The organism is Micromonospora sp. NPDC023644 (genome assembly GCF_040640115.1).
Lineage (GTDB): Bacteria > Actinomycetota > Actinomycetes > Mycobacteriales > Micromonosporaceae > Micromonospora.
In genome coordinates this window covers 1-18,115 of the sequence record NZ_JBFABA010000012.1, presented here as the reverse complement: position 1 = coordinate 18,115, position 18,115 = coordinate 1, and the positions used below count along the sequence as shown (strand labels likewise).

The following is an 18,115-nucleotide window of genomic DNA, read 5'->3' as shown; positions in this document are numbered from 1 at the left end:
GAGCCGGTCGCGGAACCGTCCTTCGCTAGCGAAGGCGCCGAGCCAATGCCCTGGTCGCGGGCGCGTGAGCGGCTGACGGAGGCGGGCGAGTTCTTCCTGTCCACCGTCCGGCCGGACGGCAGGCCGCACGCCGTGCCGCTGCTGGCCCTGTGGCTCGACGACGCCATGTACTTCTGCTCCAGCGGGTCCGCCCACAAGGTCGACAACCTGGCCGCCAACCCGCACTGCGTCCTCACCGTCGGCAGTCCCGAGCTCGACCTGTCGATCGAGGGCAGGGCGTCCCGGATCACCGACCCGGCGGCGCTGGAGCGCGTCGCCGAGGCCTACGGCGAGAAGTACGGCTGGGCGGTGACCCCGGTCGACGGTGGGATCGACGGGGACGGGATCGGCCCGTCGCCGTACCTCGTCTTCGAGGTGACCCCGGCCAAGGTGATCGGCATGGACAAGGGGTCCGGCTTCGCCGCCACCCGGTGGCGGTTCGACCCGGCTCGGTACGCCGGCACGTAGGCCGTGCCGGTCTCCCGCCCGCCCACTGCGCGGTCCGGAGCGCCGACGCGACGCCACTCGACGCCGAGGGCCCGCAGTCGTCGGGTTGGTATCCTTCGCCCTGCCGGCCCACCTGGCCGGTGCGACCCCCGCTCCGCGCGTCACCGCTGCCCCGGGCGCGGCCGTCGGCGACCCGGAGCAGCTCAGGACAGTCGAGAGCCGAGGCGATGATGACCACCTTCAGTTGGTCGGAACTTCGGCGCGAGCCCGTCCACGAGGACGACCACCTGCTCGTGCTCGACAAGCCGCCGGGCATCTCCGTGATGGGCGAGCGGCACACCGAGTCCCTGACCGACCTGGCCGCCGCCGCCGGGGAACCGGTGCACTGGGTGCACCGCATCGACAAGGTCACCTCGGGGCTGCTGCTGCTGGCCAGGACGCCGTCGGCGCACGCGTCGCTGACCCGGCAGTTCGCCAACCGGGGCGCCGACAAGCGCTATCTGGCCTGGGTCGAGGGGGCTCGGCTGCCCGAGCGCGGCACCATCGACCTGCCGCTGCGGCCCGGCCGCAAGGGGACCATCCGGATCGCGGGAGAGCGCGACGCCATCCGCTACGACGCCGACCACCGCCGCTTCGCGCTGCCGGAGTCGGCCGTCGACCGGTCCAAGCCCTCCTACGAGTCGCGTACCGACTTCGCCACGGCGCTGGTCAGCGGCGACCGTACGCTGCTGGTGCTCAAGCCGGTCACCGGTCGGCGCCACCAGATCCGCGTCCACCTGGCGTGGCTCGGCTTCCCGATCGTCGGCGACCCGCTCTTCCACCGTGGCCAGGCGGACCAGCGGACGTACCTCCACTCCTGGGGCTGCGAGATCACCTGCGACTGGCGCGAGGAACCGCGCACCCGGTTCTGGGCCGCGCCCGGCGAGGAGTTCCTCGACGTCTTCGCCGACGGCCGGAAGCCCCTGCTCGACGACGCCCTGGAGGCGCTGGCCGCCTGACCGGCGCGGGGCGCCCGCGCCGAACCGCCCCGCCCCCGAGTCGCGGTGGCCCGCCGGGCCCGCTCCCGAGCCGCCGTGGCCCGCCGAGCCCGGCCCGCTCCGCGGCGGCCGGCCAGCTCGCCACCGAGCCGCCGTGGCCGGCCGAAGCCCGCCCGGTGCGGACCCGCCACCGGCGTCCCGGTCGAAGGGGCCGCCGGAAGTTCCAGCCCACGTGGACCGTAGGTGTCGTTTCCGACAGATCCGGCCCGTTGTTCCCGCTCGGCATAGCGGCGCGGCGGGCCCGACCATTAGGCTCGATTGCTGAGTGGAGCCGTCAGACATCGTCTCTACTCGATGCCGGGTTGCGAGTATTGGCTGGTTGCGGCACCGAAGGGCAGGACGGAGTGACCCGAGACGGCGAGCCAGGGGCCGACTTCGCCGAACGCGAGGACAGCAGACGCGTGGCGTACGAGGTGACCGGCGCGCCCGACGGCTTCCCCGTCTTCCTGCTCCACGGCACACCCGGCAGCCGCCGTGGCCCGAAACCCCGCGGCATCGTCCTCTACCGCATGGGCGTCCGGCTGATCGCCTACGACCGGCCCGGCTACGGCGACTCCGACCGGCGCGAGGACCGGGACGTCGCCGACGCCGCCCGCGACGTGGAGGCGATCGCCGACCACCTGGGCGTGGAGAAGTTCGCCGTCGTCGGGCGCTCCGGCGGCGGCCCGCACGCCCTTGCCTGCGCGGCCGACGCCCGGCTGCGCGGCCGGGTGACCCGGGTGGCGGTGCTGGTCAGTCTCGCCCCGTGGAACGCCGTCGAGCTGGACTGGGTCGGCGGCATGAACACCGGCAACGTGCGCGGGTTCGGCGTCGGCAGCCCCGACACCGCGGCCGTGGTCGAGGAGATCCGCCAGCGCGCCGAGCGGGCCGCCGCCGACCCGCGGCTGCTCCTGGCGGACCTGAGGACGGAGATGAGCGCCGCGGACCGCCGGGCGGTCAACGACCCCGCGCTGCGCCGGCTCATCACCGACACCTACGCGGAGGCGCTCCGCTCCGGGCCGTACGGGTGGATCGACGACGTGCTGGCGTTCCGCCGCCCCTGGGCGTTCGACCTCCGGGCGATCGACACCGCGGCGACGCCGGTGCGGCTGTGGCACGGCGCCGACGACAACTTCGCCCCGGTCAGCCACGGCCGCTGGCTGGCCGCGCAGATCCCCGGCGCCGAGATGGAGGTCCGGCCCGGGGCGGCGCACTTCGACGCGGTCGAGGAGCTGCCGCGCATCCTGCGCTGGCTCGTCGACCCCGACGTGGCGCTCGACGCCACCCTGCTGATCGGCGCCCGGCCCGGTCAGTAGGGGTGCGGGTCGAGCACCCGGCGCACGTACCGCCCGTCGCGTAGCACCACGACGCTGGGGTGGTGCTGCCCGATCCGGTTGGCGAGCCGGTCGGCGATCCGCATCCGGCCGATGCTCACCCGCCCGCCGGACAACGCCTGCTGGGCGGTCTCCAGGTTGCCCCGGCTGCGCAGCGTGTCCGGGTGCTCGGCTCCGAGCACCTCGGTGAGCTGCGCCACCACGGCCCGCAGCCGGTCGCGTCCCTTCTCCGGTTCCCCGGCGAGGATGGTGAAGACCGCGACGTTGTTGGCCGCCGCCATCGCGAACGGGTGCCGGTCGCCGAGCGTGGTGAGCATCGTCCGCGTCGTCGCCTCGGTGAGCGACCGGCCGGTGCCCGTGTCGCCGGCGTCCCACAGGGCCACGCCCAGGTTGATCCGGCAGACCAGCGTGTACGGGTGTTCGGCGCCGAACACCCGGACGAACATCTGCTCCACCTCGCCCAGCTCCGTCAGGGCCTGGGTGCCCTGCCCCTGCAACATCAGGTTCGCCGTCCGGCTGAGCCAGCTGAACAGGGTGTCCGGGCTGGCCGGCCCGAGGGTGGCCAACAGCCGCTGGTAGGTCTCGTCGAGCAGTTGGGCCGCCTCGGCGATCTCCCCGGTGCTGCGCAGCGACGCGGCCAGGTTGGCCTGCGCGGTGAGCAGGTCGCGGGAGTGCTCGCCGAAGAGGCTCTGGTAACCCGTCACCGCCTCCCGCAGCAGCGCCACGGAACCCTCGTAGTCGCCGGTCTCCCGCAGGTCGCGGGCGAGGTTGTTGGCCGACGCCAGGGTGTTCGGGTGCTCCGGGCCGAGGACGACCCGCAGCCGGCGGTAGGTGGCCTCGTCGCCGTCGAGGGCCTTGTCGAACATCCCCATCAGCCGGTAGGACGCGGCCAGGTTGTTCGCCGCGGTCAGGGTGCGCCGGTGGTCCTCGCCGAAGACGTCGACCGACGCGGCGTACGTCCGCAGGTCGCGCTCCAGCGCCTCCCGGTAGCGGCCCAGGGTACGCAGGTCGGCCCCGTAGCCACCGGCGGTCATCAGCGTGTGCGGGTGGCTGTCGCCGATCAGCTCCTCCTGCTGGCGCAGGGTGTCCTCGTCCAGCCGGTGGGCCTCCTCGAACCGGCCGAGGCTGCGCAGCACGTTCGCCCAGTTGAACCGCAGGTGCAGCAGTTGGACGCGCAGCCTGCGGTGCTCCGGCCCGTCCGGCGCCAACTCCGCCAGCAGCGCCGACCAGACGGCCTCGGTCTCCCGCGCGTACCGCTCGCCCTGCTCGTAGCCGCCGTTGACGTAGATGTAGCGGACCCGGTCGATGACCAGTTGCCGGACGTTGTCGTCCCGGCAGGAGATCGCGTCGGAGCCGTCGAGGTGCGGCCAGAGCATCCGGAACCGCTGCCGGTTCGCCGGGTCCTCCACCTCGCCCGGCGGTCGCGACCCGGCGAGGATGCGGTGCACCTCGTGCTTGGCCGTGACCAGCTCGTCGTCGGACATGCGGGCGCGCAGGGCGGTCTGCAACAGCCGGTGCACCTGCACCCGGTGGGCGTGCGGGTCGAGCTTGATCAGCGCGAGCTTGTTCATCCGCTGCACCAGCGCCGCCGCGATGTCGCGTTCCGACACCCGGTCGGCGACCCGGGCGGCGACCACCGGGTCGTGCGGGGCGATGACCTGGGCCACCTCGTCGTTGTAGAGCAGGTCGAGGGAGATCTCCGGCGCGAGCACCGACGCGAGCTGGAGCAGCCGGTACGCCCCCGGCGAGCCCTCCCTGAGCCGTCGCAGCGGGAGGTCCCAGACCTCCGTCTCCAGCCCGGTGCGGCGGAGCCCGGCCAGGTACTCGTCGACCGGCGTCCGGGTGTCGGCCAGCCACGCCCCGACCGTGGCGACGAAGATCGGCACGTTCTCCACGGCGTCGGCGACCTGCTCGGCCTCGGCGACGCTCATCAGGTGCTCGCCCAGGCGGGCGCGCAGGTGCGTCACGCTCTCACCCCGCTCGAACGCCTCCACGTCCACCGCCCGCGCCAGGTCGCCCCAGTCCGGGTTGCGGGTGGTGACCAGCACGTGGCCGTTGCCCTGCGGCAGGTAGGGCCGGACGTCCTCGTACTGGTCGGCGTTGTCGAAGATGAGCAGCCAGTGCGGCGGCGGGCCGCCGTCGGCGCGGCGTTCGGTCTGGCCCAGCCGCTGCCGCAGGGCACGGTTGGTCTCCGGGATCGTCGCCTGGCTCGGCAGGCCCAGCTCCTCGCTGAGCTCCGTCATGATCACGTCGACGAACTGCGGCGGGTCGGCGGCGACCCACCAGATGATGTCGTACGCGCCCCGGAACCGGTGCGCGTACTCGATGGCGAGCTGCGTCTTGCCGAGACCGGGACCGCCCCGCAGCGCGACCGGGGTGCCGCCGCCGCCCGACGCCTTCAGCTCCTCCCGCAGGCGGCGCAGCAGGTCCTCGCGCCCGGTGAAGCGGGCGTTGCGGGCCGGCGCGTTGAAGACCGTCGCGCGTACGCCCGGGAAGCGGGCGGGACGCAGGCCGGCCGCGCCCACCGTGCGCCCCACCAGCTTCAGCAGGTGGTTCGCCGCGTCCTCGGCGGTGAGGTCGTGCACGGCCGTCCAACTGCCGACCGGGACGTCCGGCACGGGCGGGGTGTCGTCGACGTGCACGGCCAGCCAGCTCGGCGCGCCCCGGTCGCCGTCGGTGTCGGGGCGGGCGCGCCGGGCCGCCAGGTAGGCCCGGGAGACCAGCCGGACCTCGCGGGAGGCCGCGCCCGTCGGCTCGGGCGCCGGCCCGTCCAGGGCGGCGGTGACCACCCGCAGGTCGGCCGAGTTCAACACGGCCTGCGCCCACTCCGCCCAGACCTGGTCCTCGGGCACGTGCCGCAGCACGATCAGCTCGTCCACGACCGTCGGCTTGCGCTCGAAGCGCTGCACCGTCCGGCGGCGCAACTGGTCGTCCATCCGGGGCAGGCCGGTGATCCTGCCGTTGGTGATGTGGCTGGTCAGCGTCTCGTACGCGGACAGCAGCGTGGTCCGGCCGCCCGGTTCGTCGCCGAACGTCGCAAGCGTCTCCTCGTAGGCGTAGTACGCGCGGTAGGGCACCTCGACGGTCAGCCAGTAGGCCTGCCGCTCGCTGTCGGTCATGCCCCCCGGCAGGCCGGCGAACCGCTGCATGGCCAACGACCGGCCGGCGTCGCGCTTGCCCTTCTCCCCGTCGTCGACCCGCATCGGCACGGGCAGCACCCGCCGCGCCCGCCGCCCCTCGTAGTCGCGCACCCGGGCGGCCACCGCGGCGGCGCCGTCGATGCCCTGGTCGCTGAGGGTGAAGCAGTCGACCAGGACGTCGGGCAGGTGGATGGTGCAGATCTCGGCGACGTCGCTGATCCCGGTGCGGCTGTCGATCAGGGCGTAGTCGTAGTGCCGCTTCATGTCCTCGCGCAGCGCGTCGAAGAACTGCGCGCCGCCGAGCCGGTTGTAGAAGTTGTCCCAGTTGAGGCCCGTCACGCTGGTGGCGTAGTCGGGGTTGTGCCGGCCGGCCAGCAGCAGGTCGAGGCTGCCGCCGCCGGGGAACTCCCAACCCACCGAGAACGCGTACCGGTGGACCCGGGCGTACTCCCGGTGCCAGTCGCCGGGCCGGGGGTCGGCGCCGGCCTCCTCGCGTCGGCGGGCGTTCTCCCACTCGTAGTCCAGGATCAGGTCCATCACGCCCCCGGTGGTGGCGACCTGCTCCGGGTCGAGGAACGGGGCGTAGAACCGGTGCAGGCCGGGAGACTCCAGGTCCCAGTCGGCGACGAGCACCCGCTGGCCGTTCGCGGCGAGGATCCACGCGGTGTTGGCCAGCGCCATGGTGCGGCCCGTACCGCCCTTGTAGGAGTAGAAGGTGACGACCTGGCCCTCGCGCGATGGCGTCATCGCTCGTCCTTCCCTCGCGTCGTGTCGAACGGCCGCACCGGCGGCAGGCCCGGACCGGCGCCCGGCGGGCCGTCGGACGGCCGGGACGGCCGCAGGCTCGGCTTCGGGGTGGCCGGGCCGTCGGGCGGGTCCACCGGACCGTGCCGGAGGAACTGCTTGCGGGCCTCGGTCACCAGCAGCGGCGCGCACCGCTCGAACTCCTCGATCGCGCGCGCCGGCAGGACCCGGGGGAATCCGGCGTCCTGCAACGTACCGGCGATGGACTCGGGCGCCGACTCGCCACGCTCGTGGTCGGCGGCGATGACCAAGGGGACGACCCAGCGGGGCAGGCCGGCCAGCGCGGCCTGGGCGGCGGCGGCACCGGCCGCGGCGTCCACCAGCACGACGGTGGGGCTCTCCGGCGCCAGGGCGCGGGCCGCCGGCAGGTCGACGACCCGGGTGGGCAGGCCGAGCCGCTCGGCGGTCGCGGCGACGTAGTCGGCCACCGCCAGCTCGTGCTGCCCGGCGTACGGCCGCCACCGCGCGTGGTCGGTGAGGGTGGTGACCACCAGCGCCGGGCCGCCGCCGTCGGTCACCGGGTGGCGGGACAACGTCGCCGCCCGGGACCGGGCCAGCGGCTGCGTCTCGGTCACCGTGACGATCCGCGCCGCCAGCGCCGCGAGGACGCTCTCGTACTGCCGGCGGTAGGCGCTGAGCTTGCAGAGGGCGCGCAGCCCGTTCTCGGCGTAGTCGGCCCGGTCGTCGGCGTCGGGGACCAGGTCGAGGGCCTGCGTCGTCTCCGGCCGGTCGCCCCGGGACGGCAGCGGCAGCCACAGCACCGGCAACAGGTGCCGCTCGGCCCGCGCCGGGGCGAGCCGGGTGAGGCGGCTGCGGAACGACTCGCGTTCCCCCAGCGCCCACGCGTTGCGGAAGTAGTTCGGCGAGTGCAGCGGCACGAAGACGTGGGCGAGGCTGAGCGCCTCGGTGAGCGTCTGTCTGAGGTCGGCCCCGGGGCTGACCTGGCCGTCGAAGAAGCCGGCGTCGAGGTCGCCGCTCCTCGTGGCGCCGCGCCGCACGGCCGCGGCCAGGTCGTGGAAGAACCGGCTGACCCAGTAGTCGGTGTCCGGCCGGGACGCGGCCGACAGCGGCACCGAGTGCGCGTAGCTGAGGAAGAAGTAGGTCTCCCGGCGGGGGACGGCGCGGACCCCCGGGAGGTCAGACCACGTCATGTCCGACCTCCTCGAACGTCTCGCGCAACTGCCGCACGTCGGTCGGGACGTCCGCCCGCACCCAGTGCGTCTGGTAGGCCCGGGCGATGCGCTGCGCCAGCCGCCAGACCACGGCGTCGTAGGCGTCCTTGCCGTTCTTGCCGAGGCTGAGCAGGCCGTAGATGCCCTCGTCGTGGTACTGCGGGGCGATGTCCGAGGGCAGCCGGGTCGGGGTGAACATCTGCCGCCGCGACACGACCTCCGGCACCCGGCGGCGGTCCACCACCGACCAGTTGACCGGGATGACCGGCGTCTCGCCGGCCGACGGCCCGGCGCCCGGCCGGTGCAGGACCTGCCGCCGGGTGAACGCGTCCCACTCCTTCGCGCACCAGGCGCTGTTCAGGTACTGCGGCGAGATCAGCGGGATGAAGACCTGGCAGTGGCCGGCGGCGTAGGCGAGGTCCTCGGTCCACACCTGCCCTCCGTCGAGCATCCGGTCCATGAATCCGGCCGTCCGTCCCGGGCCGAGGCCGAGCAGCTCGACGACGTGGTCGGAGAGGTCGACGAAGAGCTGGAAGACCTTCTGGTTGGTGTCGCGCGGGGGCGCCGCCACCCGGTTCTTCGTGCGGGCGTAGCTGAGGAAGAACACGGGGGCGCTCTCGTCCTCCCCGTACGTTTCCTCTGCCACCTACCGCTCCCGACCGGTGCAGCGACTTCCGGCCGTCCACAGTATCGACAGCCGCCAACCCGTCGCTGCCCCGTCCGTCACCGGCGGTGCTCATCCATCCACCCTCTGGCGAAGTCGACGGCCGTGCGGAGGCCCACGAGCCGGCAGTCGGCGCCGCCGACCCGCCCGGCACGCACCGGCCCGGCGTCCGTCAGGGCCCGGCCGATCAGCGGGAAGTCGGTGTCGTGCAGGTCCGGGGCCCGGAAGTCGCGCCGGACCCGCCGCCCGGCGGCGTCGCGCACGTAGCACCGGTACGCCCGCTCGGCCGGCGGCCGGCGCAGCCGGTACTCGGCCAGGTGGAACGCCGTGCAGGCGGACCAGTCGACCCCGAGCAGCAGCAGCACGGCGTCGGCGGCGTAGAGCGCGCCGAGGGGCGAGCGTTCGCCGAGGTGGCAGTCGAGGTCGTGGACGGCGGTCAGCCGGGCCGCGTCGGGGCCGAGGGCGGCGAAGGAGGTCTGCGGGTGCCGGCTCCGCGACGCCCCCGGCTGCCGGCGTACGTGCTCGGCGAAGATCCCCATGCCCTCGGCGGGGCTGCGCTCGGGGTCGAACGGCACGATGGCCGCCTCCGCCGCGGCGACCCCGGCGGCGGTCATGCCGGCGGTCGCCACCCGGAACCGCCGCGACGTGGTGGAGTTGCCGGCTGTCTGCGCCGGTACGACCACCGTCCCCGACCCGCCCAGCACGTCCCGCAGGGCGGCCAGCAGCGCGGCGGGGCCGCCCGCCACCCGACCGACGCGGGACAGGGCGCAGTGCACCAGCACGGTGGCCCCCGGCGGCAGGCCCAGCGCGCGCAGGTCCGCCGTCAGGGTGCCCCGCCGGAGCAGGCCGGCGGTCACGGCCATCCGTCCACCGTGGCGCGCATCCCGCGGACGAACCGCGCACCGGCGGGGGTCAGGGTGCCGAGGTCGAGCAGGGCGTCGAGGGCCCCGTCGGTCCAGGCCCGGTAGCGGCGGAAGTGGCCCTCGGCGGCCGGCCCGGGGCGGCGGCGCCACACGTCGGCGACCGCCAGGTGGGCGTAGACGCCGTGCAGCACGCCCTCCACCGGCCGCGGATCGTCCCGCCACGGCACGCGCAGCGTCCGGCTGTCGGCGCGGTCGAACAGGTCGCAGACGTCCAGCACCGCGCCGAGCTTGAGGTGCTGCACCTCGTGCACCAGCAGCACGGCGAGGGCGGCGTCGTCGGGTACGGCGGTCACGGCCACCGCGCCGAAGGCGGTGCCGGCGGCGGCGCTGCGGAACCGGCCGGTCGGCTCCGCGCCCAGCGGCACGACGGCCCGCAGCAGGGTGCGGACCCCCGCCGCGTAGCCGGTGGCCTCGGCGTCGATCCGTCGCACCGCCCGCTCCAGCTGCTGCGTCCACCGCTGCGCGGCGGCGCCCGACAGCCGCGGCTGCACCGGCAGGTCGTAGCAGTCCCGGTGCGGGTCGGTGTCCTCCAGCAGCAGCCGGCCCCCGTCGAGCCCGACGGAACGCACCGGCAGCCAGCCGTCCGGCTCGTCCTCCCGGGCCGGGTCGCCTGCCCGGCCCGCGTCGGCGGTGACCCACCGGCCGGCGAGCCGGACGTCCCCGTCGTCGGTGACGAGTCGGACGACCCCCCGTTCGATCCCGACGGCGAGGGCACCGAGCGTCGGCAGGCTGACCAGCCCGTCGCGCACCGGGACGGGCAGGTCGGCCCGGACCCGGGCGCGGACGGCGGCGGCAGCCGCCACACAGGCCAGGTAGGACAGCTCGGCCGCGCCGTCCCGGCACCGCCGGGCCCAGCGGCGCACGAACGGGTGGGCCAGCACGGCGCGGACGGCGTCGGAATGCGCGTCGTCCAGGTGGACCAGCAGCCGCCACCCGTCGGCCGCCACCGGGTCGCCCGCGGCCCGCTCGCTGAGCGTGACCAGCAGGGCCCGCACCAGCGCCAGGTGGACGGCGGCGAGCTGCTCGGCCGAGCCCGCCGTGCCCGGGCCGGTGGCGAGGTCGTCGAGGACGCGCGGGCTGAGCGAGTCGGTCGGACGGGTGGGCTCGTCGGCGACCGGGGTTGCCGTCACCACCCGGACGAGTCTCAGCAGGTCCGGGCAGTAGACGGACGGGTTGTCGAAGCCGTTGCCGGCGCGGTGACGGTGGGCGTAGAGCCCGCCGCCGCAGTGCCCGACCACCGGGCAGGCGCGGCAGGTCGCGCAGAGCCCGGCGAGACCGGTCTGCCGTACGGCGATCGCCGGGTGGGCCGCGGCGTCGTCCACCCGGTGGCGGAAGACGTCCAGGCCGGTGGCGGCGGCGCCGTCGAAGGCGGACTTGAGCGAGTCGACCTGCTCGAAGGTGCCGTCGGTCTCGACGACGACCAGGTCGGCCGGGCCGAGCCCGACCGCCTCGCTGTGGCTGCCGTGCCCGGACGCGGTGGCGAGCAGGGACTCCAGCAGGCGGATCGGCACCGGGCGCCCGTCGGCCAGCCAGCGCCGGTGGACGGCCAGCAGCCAGTCGGCGTACGGCGTGGCGAGGCCGTCGGGCCGGGCGGGCGGGTTGTCCCAGTTGGCGTGCGGCAGCAGGAAGTCGACGTGCGGCGGCTCCTCGGCCAGCAGCGCCTCGTACACCCGGATCGGGTCGTTGGCGAGGTCGACGGTGCAGAGGATGCCCGCGTAGCTGGCGCGGTATGCGGGGCTGCGCAGCAGCGACAGCGCCCGCAGCACCTGGTGGTGGCTGCTCGACCCGTTGGCGTGGCGGCGGTGCCGGTCGTTGGCGGCCCGGTCGCCGTCGAGCGAGATCCCCACCTTGACGTCGTGGGCGACCAGCACGTCGCAGGTCGCCGGGGTGAGCAGCACACCGTTGGACTGCATCCGCAGGTCGAGCCGGGCCACCGGGCCGATGACGCGCCGCAGGGTGGCGGCGGTGGCGTCGAGCCGGGCGGCGCCGGCGAGCAGTGGCTCACCGCCGTGCAGGACCACCCGCACGACGTCGAGCCGGTGCGCCGCCGCGTGCTCCGCGATCCGCTCCGCGACGGCCTGGACGGTGGCGGGGTCCATCACCCGGGGCTGGCGCCGCCAGGACTGGTCGGGGTGTTCGTAGACGTAGCAGTGGTCGCAGGCGAGGTCGCAGCGGCTGACCAGCTTGAGCACGTACTGCGTCAGCGGGGCGACGGTCGGCCCGGCCGGCTCAGATCGCAGAGATGAAGGCCGCGACATCGACACGGGCCGGGCGATCCTCCCTGCGGCTGGTCACGCGGGCGACGGACCGGGCCCGGTCGAGCGGGATCCGGCCGAGCGGGGTGCGCCGGAGGTCTTCCAGTGGCGGCGGGGTCGGATCGGGCTGGCGTACGGTGCGATCCACGTCGGTTCCCCCATGTCTGTCGGGAGTGGACGGACGGCCGCCCACGTCGACGGTCAAACGGCACTATCGACGATGCTATATGCCACAACCTGTGATGTCACGGCTGCGCAGCGCCATCCTGCTCGATCATCTTGGCCATCCAGCCCTCGTTGGATAGCGAGATGATCCGCTCCGCCTCGGCGACGAACGCGTCGTCGTCGGCCCAGCCCAGCCCGGCCTCGCGGGCCGTGCGCAGCCGGGTCAGCTGGTCGGCGGTGCGGGCGTACTCGATCTGGTGGTGCTCGTACTGCTGGGCGGAGCCGTAGCCGACCAGCGCCGTGGTCACGGCCGCCGCGACACCGATCCAGGCGGTCAGCCCGAGGCTGTCGCCGAGCACCCCGACCGTCGCGGAGACCAGGGCGGCGGCGATCGTGAGCCCCGTCGCCGCGTACCGGACCCGCCTCGCGGCGTGCGCCATCCGGCGGGCCGCCGGCAGGTAGTAGCCGTCGATCTGCCGCTGCATCCGTTCCGTCACGTACGTGGCCACGTCGGAGACCGCCGGCAGCGGCCGGGCGGCCGGTGGCGCGTCCAAGGTGCGGCCGACCAGGTCGCCGGCGTCGTCCAGGAGCGCGTCGAGCCGGCCGAGCAGGACGGCGTCCCGGTCCGTACCCCGGAACGGGGCGACCCCGGCGAGGTAGCGGTAGGTGTCCGCCTTCAGCGCCTCGGAGACCGAGCGGAGCCGGGTCCACGCGTGCACCGCGTCCCGGGAGGACCACCGGGCCGCCAGCGGCACCACGAGCAGCGCCGCCGCCGCGACGATCGCGAGCGCCCGTCCCGCGCCGGGGTGGGCCTGGCCGAGCTGGTTGGCGAGGGTGCCGCAGACGGCGGCGCCCACGGTGAGCGCGGCGATGCTCAGGCGCGCGCGGGTGATCGCACGCTTCGCCTCGCCGGACGCCCGCGACCAGGCCGCCTGCCGCTGCCAGACCGTCGCGACCGCCGCCGGGACATCGAAGCTCGCCACGATGTGAATGGTAGGACGGCCGCGCCCGTACCATGGGGACCCGAGGCGGCCGAGCCGACCCGACGGCCGCGGCGGCCGGCGCGTCAGCGGGGCAGGAAGCTGGTCGGTGTGCTGCCGCCAGCCCCGGTCAGTTTCCCGCCGACCCCAGCTGCCGGGCTTCGGCGATCGCCGTCTCGACCGCCTGCCGGGCGGTGGCGGTGCGCTGGGCGACCAGCGTCAGGACCTGCTTGATGTGCTCCAACGACTGCAGCAGTGGTCCCGGCTGGCCGCCGTGCAGGACGGTGGTGACGAGTTGCCGGGTCTGGTCGACCTGGGCGACGGTGGCGACGGCGGTGTCACGGATGCCGTCGACCGCGTTCTGCACGGGCGTCAGGCCGGCGACTGTCTCGTGCGGGCTGGCTTCCTGCGGGACGGCCGCGGTCGCCTTCGTGGCCTCGCCGATCGTCGTGGCGAGGCTGCCCAGGCCGCCCCGGACGGCCGAGATGCCGTCGCGTACGCGCGTCACGCCCGCCGCCACGGCGGCGAAGCCGGCGGCGGCGGCGCGCAGGGCCACCTCCTGCGCCTGGTTGTCGGCGGCGGACGCCAGCGCCTGCGCCCTCTCGACGCCGGTCGTCAACGCGCGCAGTTCCCCGGTGATCTTCTCGATGTGCGACACGCGGCCGACTTCCCCGATCGACGACGGTGAGGTGCTCGAAGCTGCAACCTAGCGACATGTGCGCCGGGCCGCCAGACCGTTGGGAGCGGGGCCGGGCCGCGACGGGCGGGGTCGGTCACCCCGTCGTGGGCGGATCAGTCGGCCCGGTGCAGCGGTCCCCACTCGGTCGACGCCTGCGCCTCGACCACGCGGTCCGCCTCCCGCAGCGCCCGCTCCGACACCCACGCGACCGGCCGGTGGCACCGCACCAACGGCTCGTTGTCCGGTCCCCGGCCGCGCTGCTCGCCGACGAGCACCCAGGGCCGTACGCCCGGGCCGCGTAGCCGGCGCAGGTGGCAGTAGTCGTAGAGGCGCCGCGCCACCCACAGCCGCAGCGGCCGATCGCCCCACCACGACTCGACCGCGAGCGGATTCGCGGAGAGGCCGGGCAGGTCGATGCCGGTCAGCGCGTCCTTGCTGGACTGCTCGGACCCGTGCTCGCCGGACAGGTCAACGCCGGGACCGCGGGACCACCGGATGTACAACTGTTCACCCGGGGGCGCATTCCGCAGCAGGTCGACGAGCTGATCGAGCTCGTCGACGACCGGCATCACCGCCTCGTACCGGACCACGCCCATGGTGTTCCAGTTGCCCCGCCCGGAGCCACTCATTCATTCCGTCGCGATCTCGCCCGCGAGATCCGGCCCGGTGCCGGAGCAACCCCCGGTCCCGGGCCGGACGCCGGTCGTACGACCCGCTCAGGCCGGCGTGGCCGTGGCCTTGCGGTGCCGCTCGGCCCGGCGGCGCACCTGCGTGTACGCGGCGGTCAACCCCATCGCCCGGCGGACCTCGACGAGCGTCTGCCGCACCTCGCGGCGGGTCCGTTCCGTGCCCTCGAAGATCAGCTGGTCGACCAGCCCGGGCTCGGCCTCGATCCGGGCCCGGCGCTCCCGGATCGGGTCCAGGAACCGGTCGAGCGCGACGGCGAGTTTCTCCTTCACCTCCACGTCGCCGACCCGCCCGGCCCGGTAGCGCTCCTTCAGGTCGTCGACCTGCGCCCGATCGGGGTTGAAGACGTCGTGGTACGCGAAGACCGGGTTCCCCTCGATGGTGCCGGGCACGTCGGCGCGGATCCGGTTCGGGTCGGTGTACATGCCCATCACCGCGCGGCGGACCGTCGCCGAGTCGGCGGAGAGCGCGATCGCGTTGCCCAGGCTCTTGCTCATCTTGGCCCGGCCGTCCGTGCCGACCAGGGTCGGCGTCTCGGACGCGATCGTCTCGGGCACGGGGAACACCTCCCCGTAGAGGTGGTTGAACCGCCGGGCGATCTCCCGCGTCACCTCCACGTGCGGCGCGTTGTCCTTGCCGACCGGCACGACCTGCCCCTTGACGCAGAGGATGTCGGCGGCCTGGAGCACCGGATACCCGAGCAGGCCGTAGGGCATCTCCTCCTTGCCGGCGTCGCGGGCCATGTCCTTGAGCGAGGGCACGCGCTCCAACCGGGGCACCGTGACCAGGTTCTGGAAGAGGGTGTTCAGGTCGCCGACCTCCGGGATGGCCGACTGGAGGTAGAAGGTGGCACGCTCCGGTTCGACGCCGGCGGCCAGGATGTCGGTGACCATCTCCCGGGCGTTGACCGCGACCCGCTCGATGTCCTCGCGGGTGTTCCGGGTGGTGAGCATGTGCAGGTCGGCGATGATGAAGAAGCTCTCGTGGCGCCGGTGCAGCCGCACCCGGTTGGCGATGCTGCCGACGTAGTGGCCGAGGTGCAGCCGCCCGGTGGGACGGTCTCCGGTGAGCATCCGTGGAACGGACATGGTGGTGTGCCTTTCGTGCCTGATGGACGAGGTGTGCGCGGGCGCGCGCCGACCGGGGTTGTCACCCGGGATCGGTCAGGGGTCGGCTCAGCGAGCCGAACGCCATCGCGCGCCGTCGCGGAACCGCAGTCCACCGGCACGAAGTACGTCGATCATCCGCTCGCGGCCGTCGCCGGAGCGGATGGGAGAGGTGGTCACGACACCGAGCGGGAGGCCGTCGACCGGGTCGACGACCTCCGGCGCGTAGCTGATCGGCCGGACCATGCCCTTACGTTAGCCGGTCCGGCCGTGTCCGCGCCCGCCCTCAGCCCTGCCGGTAGGTCTCCCGGTAGTAGTCGCCGATCCGGTCCCGGTAGCCGGGCTCGCCGTACGCGTCGGGGTCGAAGGCCGGCGACTCCTTGACCTGCTCGCGGGTGCGGTCCACGTGCACCGTGCGGTCCAGGTGGTCCACCCGCGTCACCGTGCCGGCCGGCAGCAGGACCTTGTGACCGAAGATCCACGGTCCGGTGTCCACCACCAGCCAGCGGGCGTCGGTGTTGTCGCTGGCCTCGTCGACCGAGCCGATCCGCCCGTCGGTGGCCTCCACCCGGTAGCCGACCAGGTCGAGCGGGGTGCCGGGGCCAGGGGCGTCCGGTCCGTCGCCGCCGGGCGCCGGCCTGTCCGGCGGGGCGGAGTCGAGGCTGGCCCCGGAGTATCCGCCGGCGAGTGCGGACGGATCGCGCCAGGCCCAGGGATTGAACGTCGACGGCTGCACGGGTCACCTCCGATGACGGTATGTGCCGGTCCCGGAAGGCAGTGCCCCGCCCGTCCCGCCGGGAAACAACATGGCAATTTCCGGTTCGCTGAAATGTCTCGGTGCGAAGTACGTCATAGTCGTCGGCTGTCGATGAATGGCGGGGCTGTGCCGCAGGTGGGAGCGGTGGCACCTGGCTGAACGCACACCCGGCGGCAATGCGGAGTGTCCAGCCGGCACATTCGTTCCGTCCCCCCGGTCCGACCATTCTGATCCCGCATCTGTCGCAGGGAGAAAAAGGGGGACACGGATGTACCGCAGCATTCGTCGGATCGGGGTCGTGCTCGCCGTCGCGCTCGGACTGGTCGCCGGGACCGGCGCCGCCGGGCAGGCCGCCGGCGTTAATCCGGTCACGCCGCAGTCGCTCTGCGGGCTCGGCTACACGCTCCTGGACGAGGACCCGATCCGGCACGCGGAGACCGGCGCCCGGCTCGGCACCGTGTACCTGATGTACCACCCGATGGTCGGCTACGGCTGCACGGTCACCGTCAAGTCCGCCTACGTTGGTGCGCTGACCCGCACCCAGGTCTACCTCGCCGCCCAGTACCTGCCCACCCAGACCGACGACGGCGACAAGCTGTGGGCCGCCGGGCCGACCCGCGCGTACGTCAAGGGCGGTTGCATCATCTGGGGCGGTTTCATGGCCGACCCGAGCGGCACGATCCACCGCCACGACCGGGTGAACCCCGCGATCGGTGGCATCGGCACCTGCTTCTGACGGGAGCGGCCCGGGAGGCCCGTGACCGTGCGGGTCTCCCGTTCCGGGCCACGCGCCCGGACCCGCCCGCGGCGGTGCCCGAATGGCGGGGCGGAGACCCGGATGCCGCACAGGGCCCTTGACCTGCGTCTCGGTCTCCGGCGGCCGACCGCCCGCCCGGCCGCGCTGGCATACTCGGCAGCCATGGTGCTGTCGCGAGGCTGGTCGATCTTCCTCACCGGGGTCGGAATCTGGACCTGGGTGATCTGGCCGAGGTTCGCGGTCGCGATCTGGAAGGACCCGCGGTCCTGGTCCACCGGCGCGATCGGCGACTTCCTGGCCACCGGCTTCCTCTGGATCCACGCATTGCTGATCGCGGCGTCCCTGCTCATCGGCACCACCGTCGGTGTGCTCGGCGTCCGAGCCTGGCGGGCTGCCGGCCGGCGCGCCGACGACCAGGCGCCCTGACCACCTCACCGGACGCCTCCCGTCCGCGCGGAATACCGGCGGCCTCCAGGGCGGAAGCGCCGCACCCGCCCTGAGCAGGCAAGATAGCGGGCCGGGAATGATGTGACCGGGGACGCTACCCCCCGATTTGACGTTCAAACCCGCAGACGCGTAACTTTCTCTCTGCCAGCGCGGAACGGGGCAAACAGGAGCGAAACTCCTGAGGCCCGAACCGGACTGGCGCCGGATCGGACAGGGTCGACACCCTGGACGACACGGCCCCGGGCGGGGCTCACCGGATCAGCCGCGAGGCGGATTTGGCGCAGCGAAGCCGACCGGGTAAGGTTCACGGCCGGCAGGGAACCGGGCGAGCTCGCGGGAAACCGCAGAGCGGCCGGTCTGCCAAATCCGATGATCAACCGCAGCGGTCCGCCGCTGCGCGCGTCCGTCGGAGCCAACCCGTACGAAGCACGACAGACCGGGACAAACGGTTTGACACGGCGGAGACGGTGAGGTAACGTAGTAAAAGTGCCCGGCGCGAGAGCGGCGGGGACGCGAACGAAATGCCCCGGGTCGGGGGCCCCACGGTGTGGGGTTTCCGGGCGGTGTGTGGTTGTTCTTTGAGAACTCAACAGGGTGCTTGATAAGCCAGTGCCAAATTGATTTATACCCCGGACTGGCAAGCCTTTATGGTTTGTTGGTCTTGGATTCCTTTGGCAACACTTTTTGTTGTCGGGACAGTTTTTCAACAAGTTTTTGTTGGAGAGTTTGATCCTGGCTCAGGA

16 protein-coding genes are annotated in these 18,115 nt (G+C 73.7%); 5 read left to right on the top strand and 11 right to left on the bottom strand.

From position 1 onward, the window contains the following. The first annotated feature begins 45 nt into the window (after positions 1-45). The 3 genes from AB0G08_RS12040 (at position 46) to AB0G08_RS12030 (ending at position 2,818) form a co-directional block, all read left to right on the top strand. Complete coding sequence (locus tag AB0G08_RS12040) at positions 46-507, top strand: pyridoxamine 5'-phosphate oxidase family protein (RefSeq protein ID WP_358086471.1); 462 nt, start codon at positions 46-48, stop codon at positions 505-507. A 209-nt stretch (positions 508-716) separates the two neighbouring features. Further along, entirely contained in the window at positions 717-1,484 is a 768-nt protein-coding gene (locus AB0G08_RS12035; RefSeq protein WP_358086469.1) for an RNA pseudouridine synthase, read from the top strand. Positions 1,485-1,867: 383 nt separating this feature from the next. After that, positions 1,868-2,818, top strand: coding sequence for an alpha/beta fold hydrolase (locus AB0G08_RS12030; protein WP_358086468.1), 951 nt, complete (start codon positions 1,868-1,870; stop codon positions 2,816-2,818). Here AB0G08_RS12030 and fxsT read toward each other — a convergent pair. From fxsT to AB0G08_RS11975, 11 genes are all read right to left on the bottom strand, one after another. Continuing rightward, positions 2,812-6,723 carry an FxSxx-COOH system tetratricopeptide repeat protein gene (gene fxsT / locus AB0G08_RS12025; protein WP_358086466.1) on the bottom strand — a complete coding sequence of 1,304 codons (3,912 nt, stop codon included), beginning with the start codon at positions 6,721-6,723 and terminating at the stop codon, positions 2,812-2,814. The genes AB0G08_RS12030 and fxsT overlap by 7 nt on opposite strands. Continuing rightward, the gene (locus AB0G08_RS12020) at positions 6,720-7,931 is read right to left on the bottom strand and encodes a TIR-like protein FxsC (protein WP_358086464.1); all 1,212 of its coding nucleotides are present in this window, start codon (positions 7,929-7,931) and stop codon (positions 6,720-6,722) included. Before AB0G08_RS12020 ends, fxsT begins: the two co-directional genes overlap by 4 nt. Beyond that, complete coding sequence (locus tag AB0G08_RS12015; protein WP_358086462.1) at positions 7,918-8,598, bottom strand: TIR-like protein FxsC; 681 nt, start codon at positions 8,596-8,598, stop codon at positions 7,918-7,920. The genes AB0G08_RS12020 and AB0G08_RS12015 overlap by 14 nt, the downstream gene beginning before the upstream one ends. 77 nt (positions 8,599-8,675) lie before the next feature. Then, the gene (locus AB0G08_RS12010) at positions 8,676-9,479 is read right to left on the bottom strand and encodes an AAC(3) family N-acetyltransferase (RefSeq protein ID WP_358086461.1); all 804 of its coding nucleotides are present in this window, start codon (positions 9,477-9,479) and stop codon (positions 8,676-8,678) included. Beyond that, positions 9,470-11,797, bottom strand: a complete 2,328-nt coding sequence (locus tag AB0G08_RS12005; protein WP_358086669.1) for an FxsB family cyclophane-forming radical SAM/SPASM peptide maturase — start codon at positions 11,795-11,797, stop codon at positions 9,470-9,472. Before AB0G08_RS12005 ends, AB0G08_RS12010 begins: the two co-directional genes overlap by 10 nt. 242 nt (positions 11,798-12,039) lie before the next feature. Then, the gene (locus AB0G08_RS12000; RefSeq protein ID WP_358086460.1) at positions 12,040-12,942 is read right to left on the bottom strand and encodes a DUF4231 domain-containing protein; all 903 of its coding nucleotides are present in this window, start codon (positions 12,940-12,942) and stop codon (positions 12,040-12,042) included. A gap of 127 nt (positions 12,943-13,069) precedes the next feature. Then, a complete protein-coding gene (locus AB0G08_RS11995) occupies positions 13,070-13,597 on the bottom strand; it encodes a DUF6244 family protein (protein ID WP_358086458.1) in 528 nt (175 codons plus the stop codon). A 134-nt stretch (positions 13,598-13,731) separates the two neighbouring features. Beyond that, positions 13,732-14,247 carry a DUF6098 family protein gene (locus AB0G08_RS11990; protein WP_358086456.1) on the bottom strand — a complete coding sequence of 172 codons (516 nt, stop codon included), beginning with the start codon at positions 14,245-14,247 and terminating at the stop codon, positions 13,732-13,734. 87 nt (positions 14,248-14,334) lie between these two features. After that, the gene (trpS, locus tag AB0G08_RS11985; protein WP_358086454.1) at positions 14,335-15,393 is read right to left on the bottom strand and encodes a tryptophan--tRNA ligase; all 1,059 of its coding nucleotides are present in this window, start codon (positions 15,391-15,393) and stop codon (positions 14,335-14,337) included. Between the two features lie 87 nt (positions 15,394-15,480). Further along, the gene (locus tag AB0G08_RS11980; protein WP_358086452.1) at positions 15,481-15,657 is read right to left on the bottom strand and encodes a hypothetical protein; all 177 of its coding nucleotides are present in this window, start codon (positions 15,655-15,657) and stop codon (positions 15,481-15,483) included. 40 nt (positions 15,658-15,697) lie between these two features. After that, positions 15,698-16,147, bottom strand: a complete 450-nt coding sequence (locus tag AB0G08_RS11975; protein ID WP_358086450.1) for a PRC-barrel domain-containing protein — start codon at positions 16,145-16,147, stop codon at positions 15,698-15,700. A gap of 289 nt (positions 16,148-16,436) precedes the next feature. Between AB0G08_RS11975 and AB0G08_RS11970 the strand changes: the two genes are divergently transcribed. Then, positions 16,437-16,904, top strand: a complete 468-nt coding sequence (locus AB0G08_RS11970; RefSeq protein WP_358086448.1) for a hypothetical protein — start codon at positions 16,437-16,439, stop codon at positions 16,902-16,904. A gap of 183 nt (positions 16,905-17,087) precedes the next feature. Then, positions 17,088-17,351 carry a hypothetical protein gene (locus tag AB0G08_RS11965; RefSeq protein ID WP_358086446.1) on the top strand — a complete coding sequence of 88 codons (264 nt, stop codon included), beginning with the start codon at positions 17,088-17,090 and terminating at the stop codon, positions 17,349-17,351. Positions 17,352-18,115: the final 764 nt, after the last annotated feature.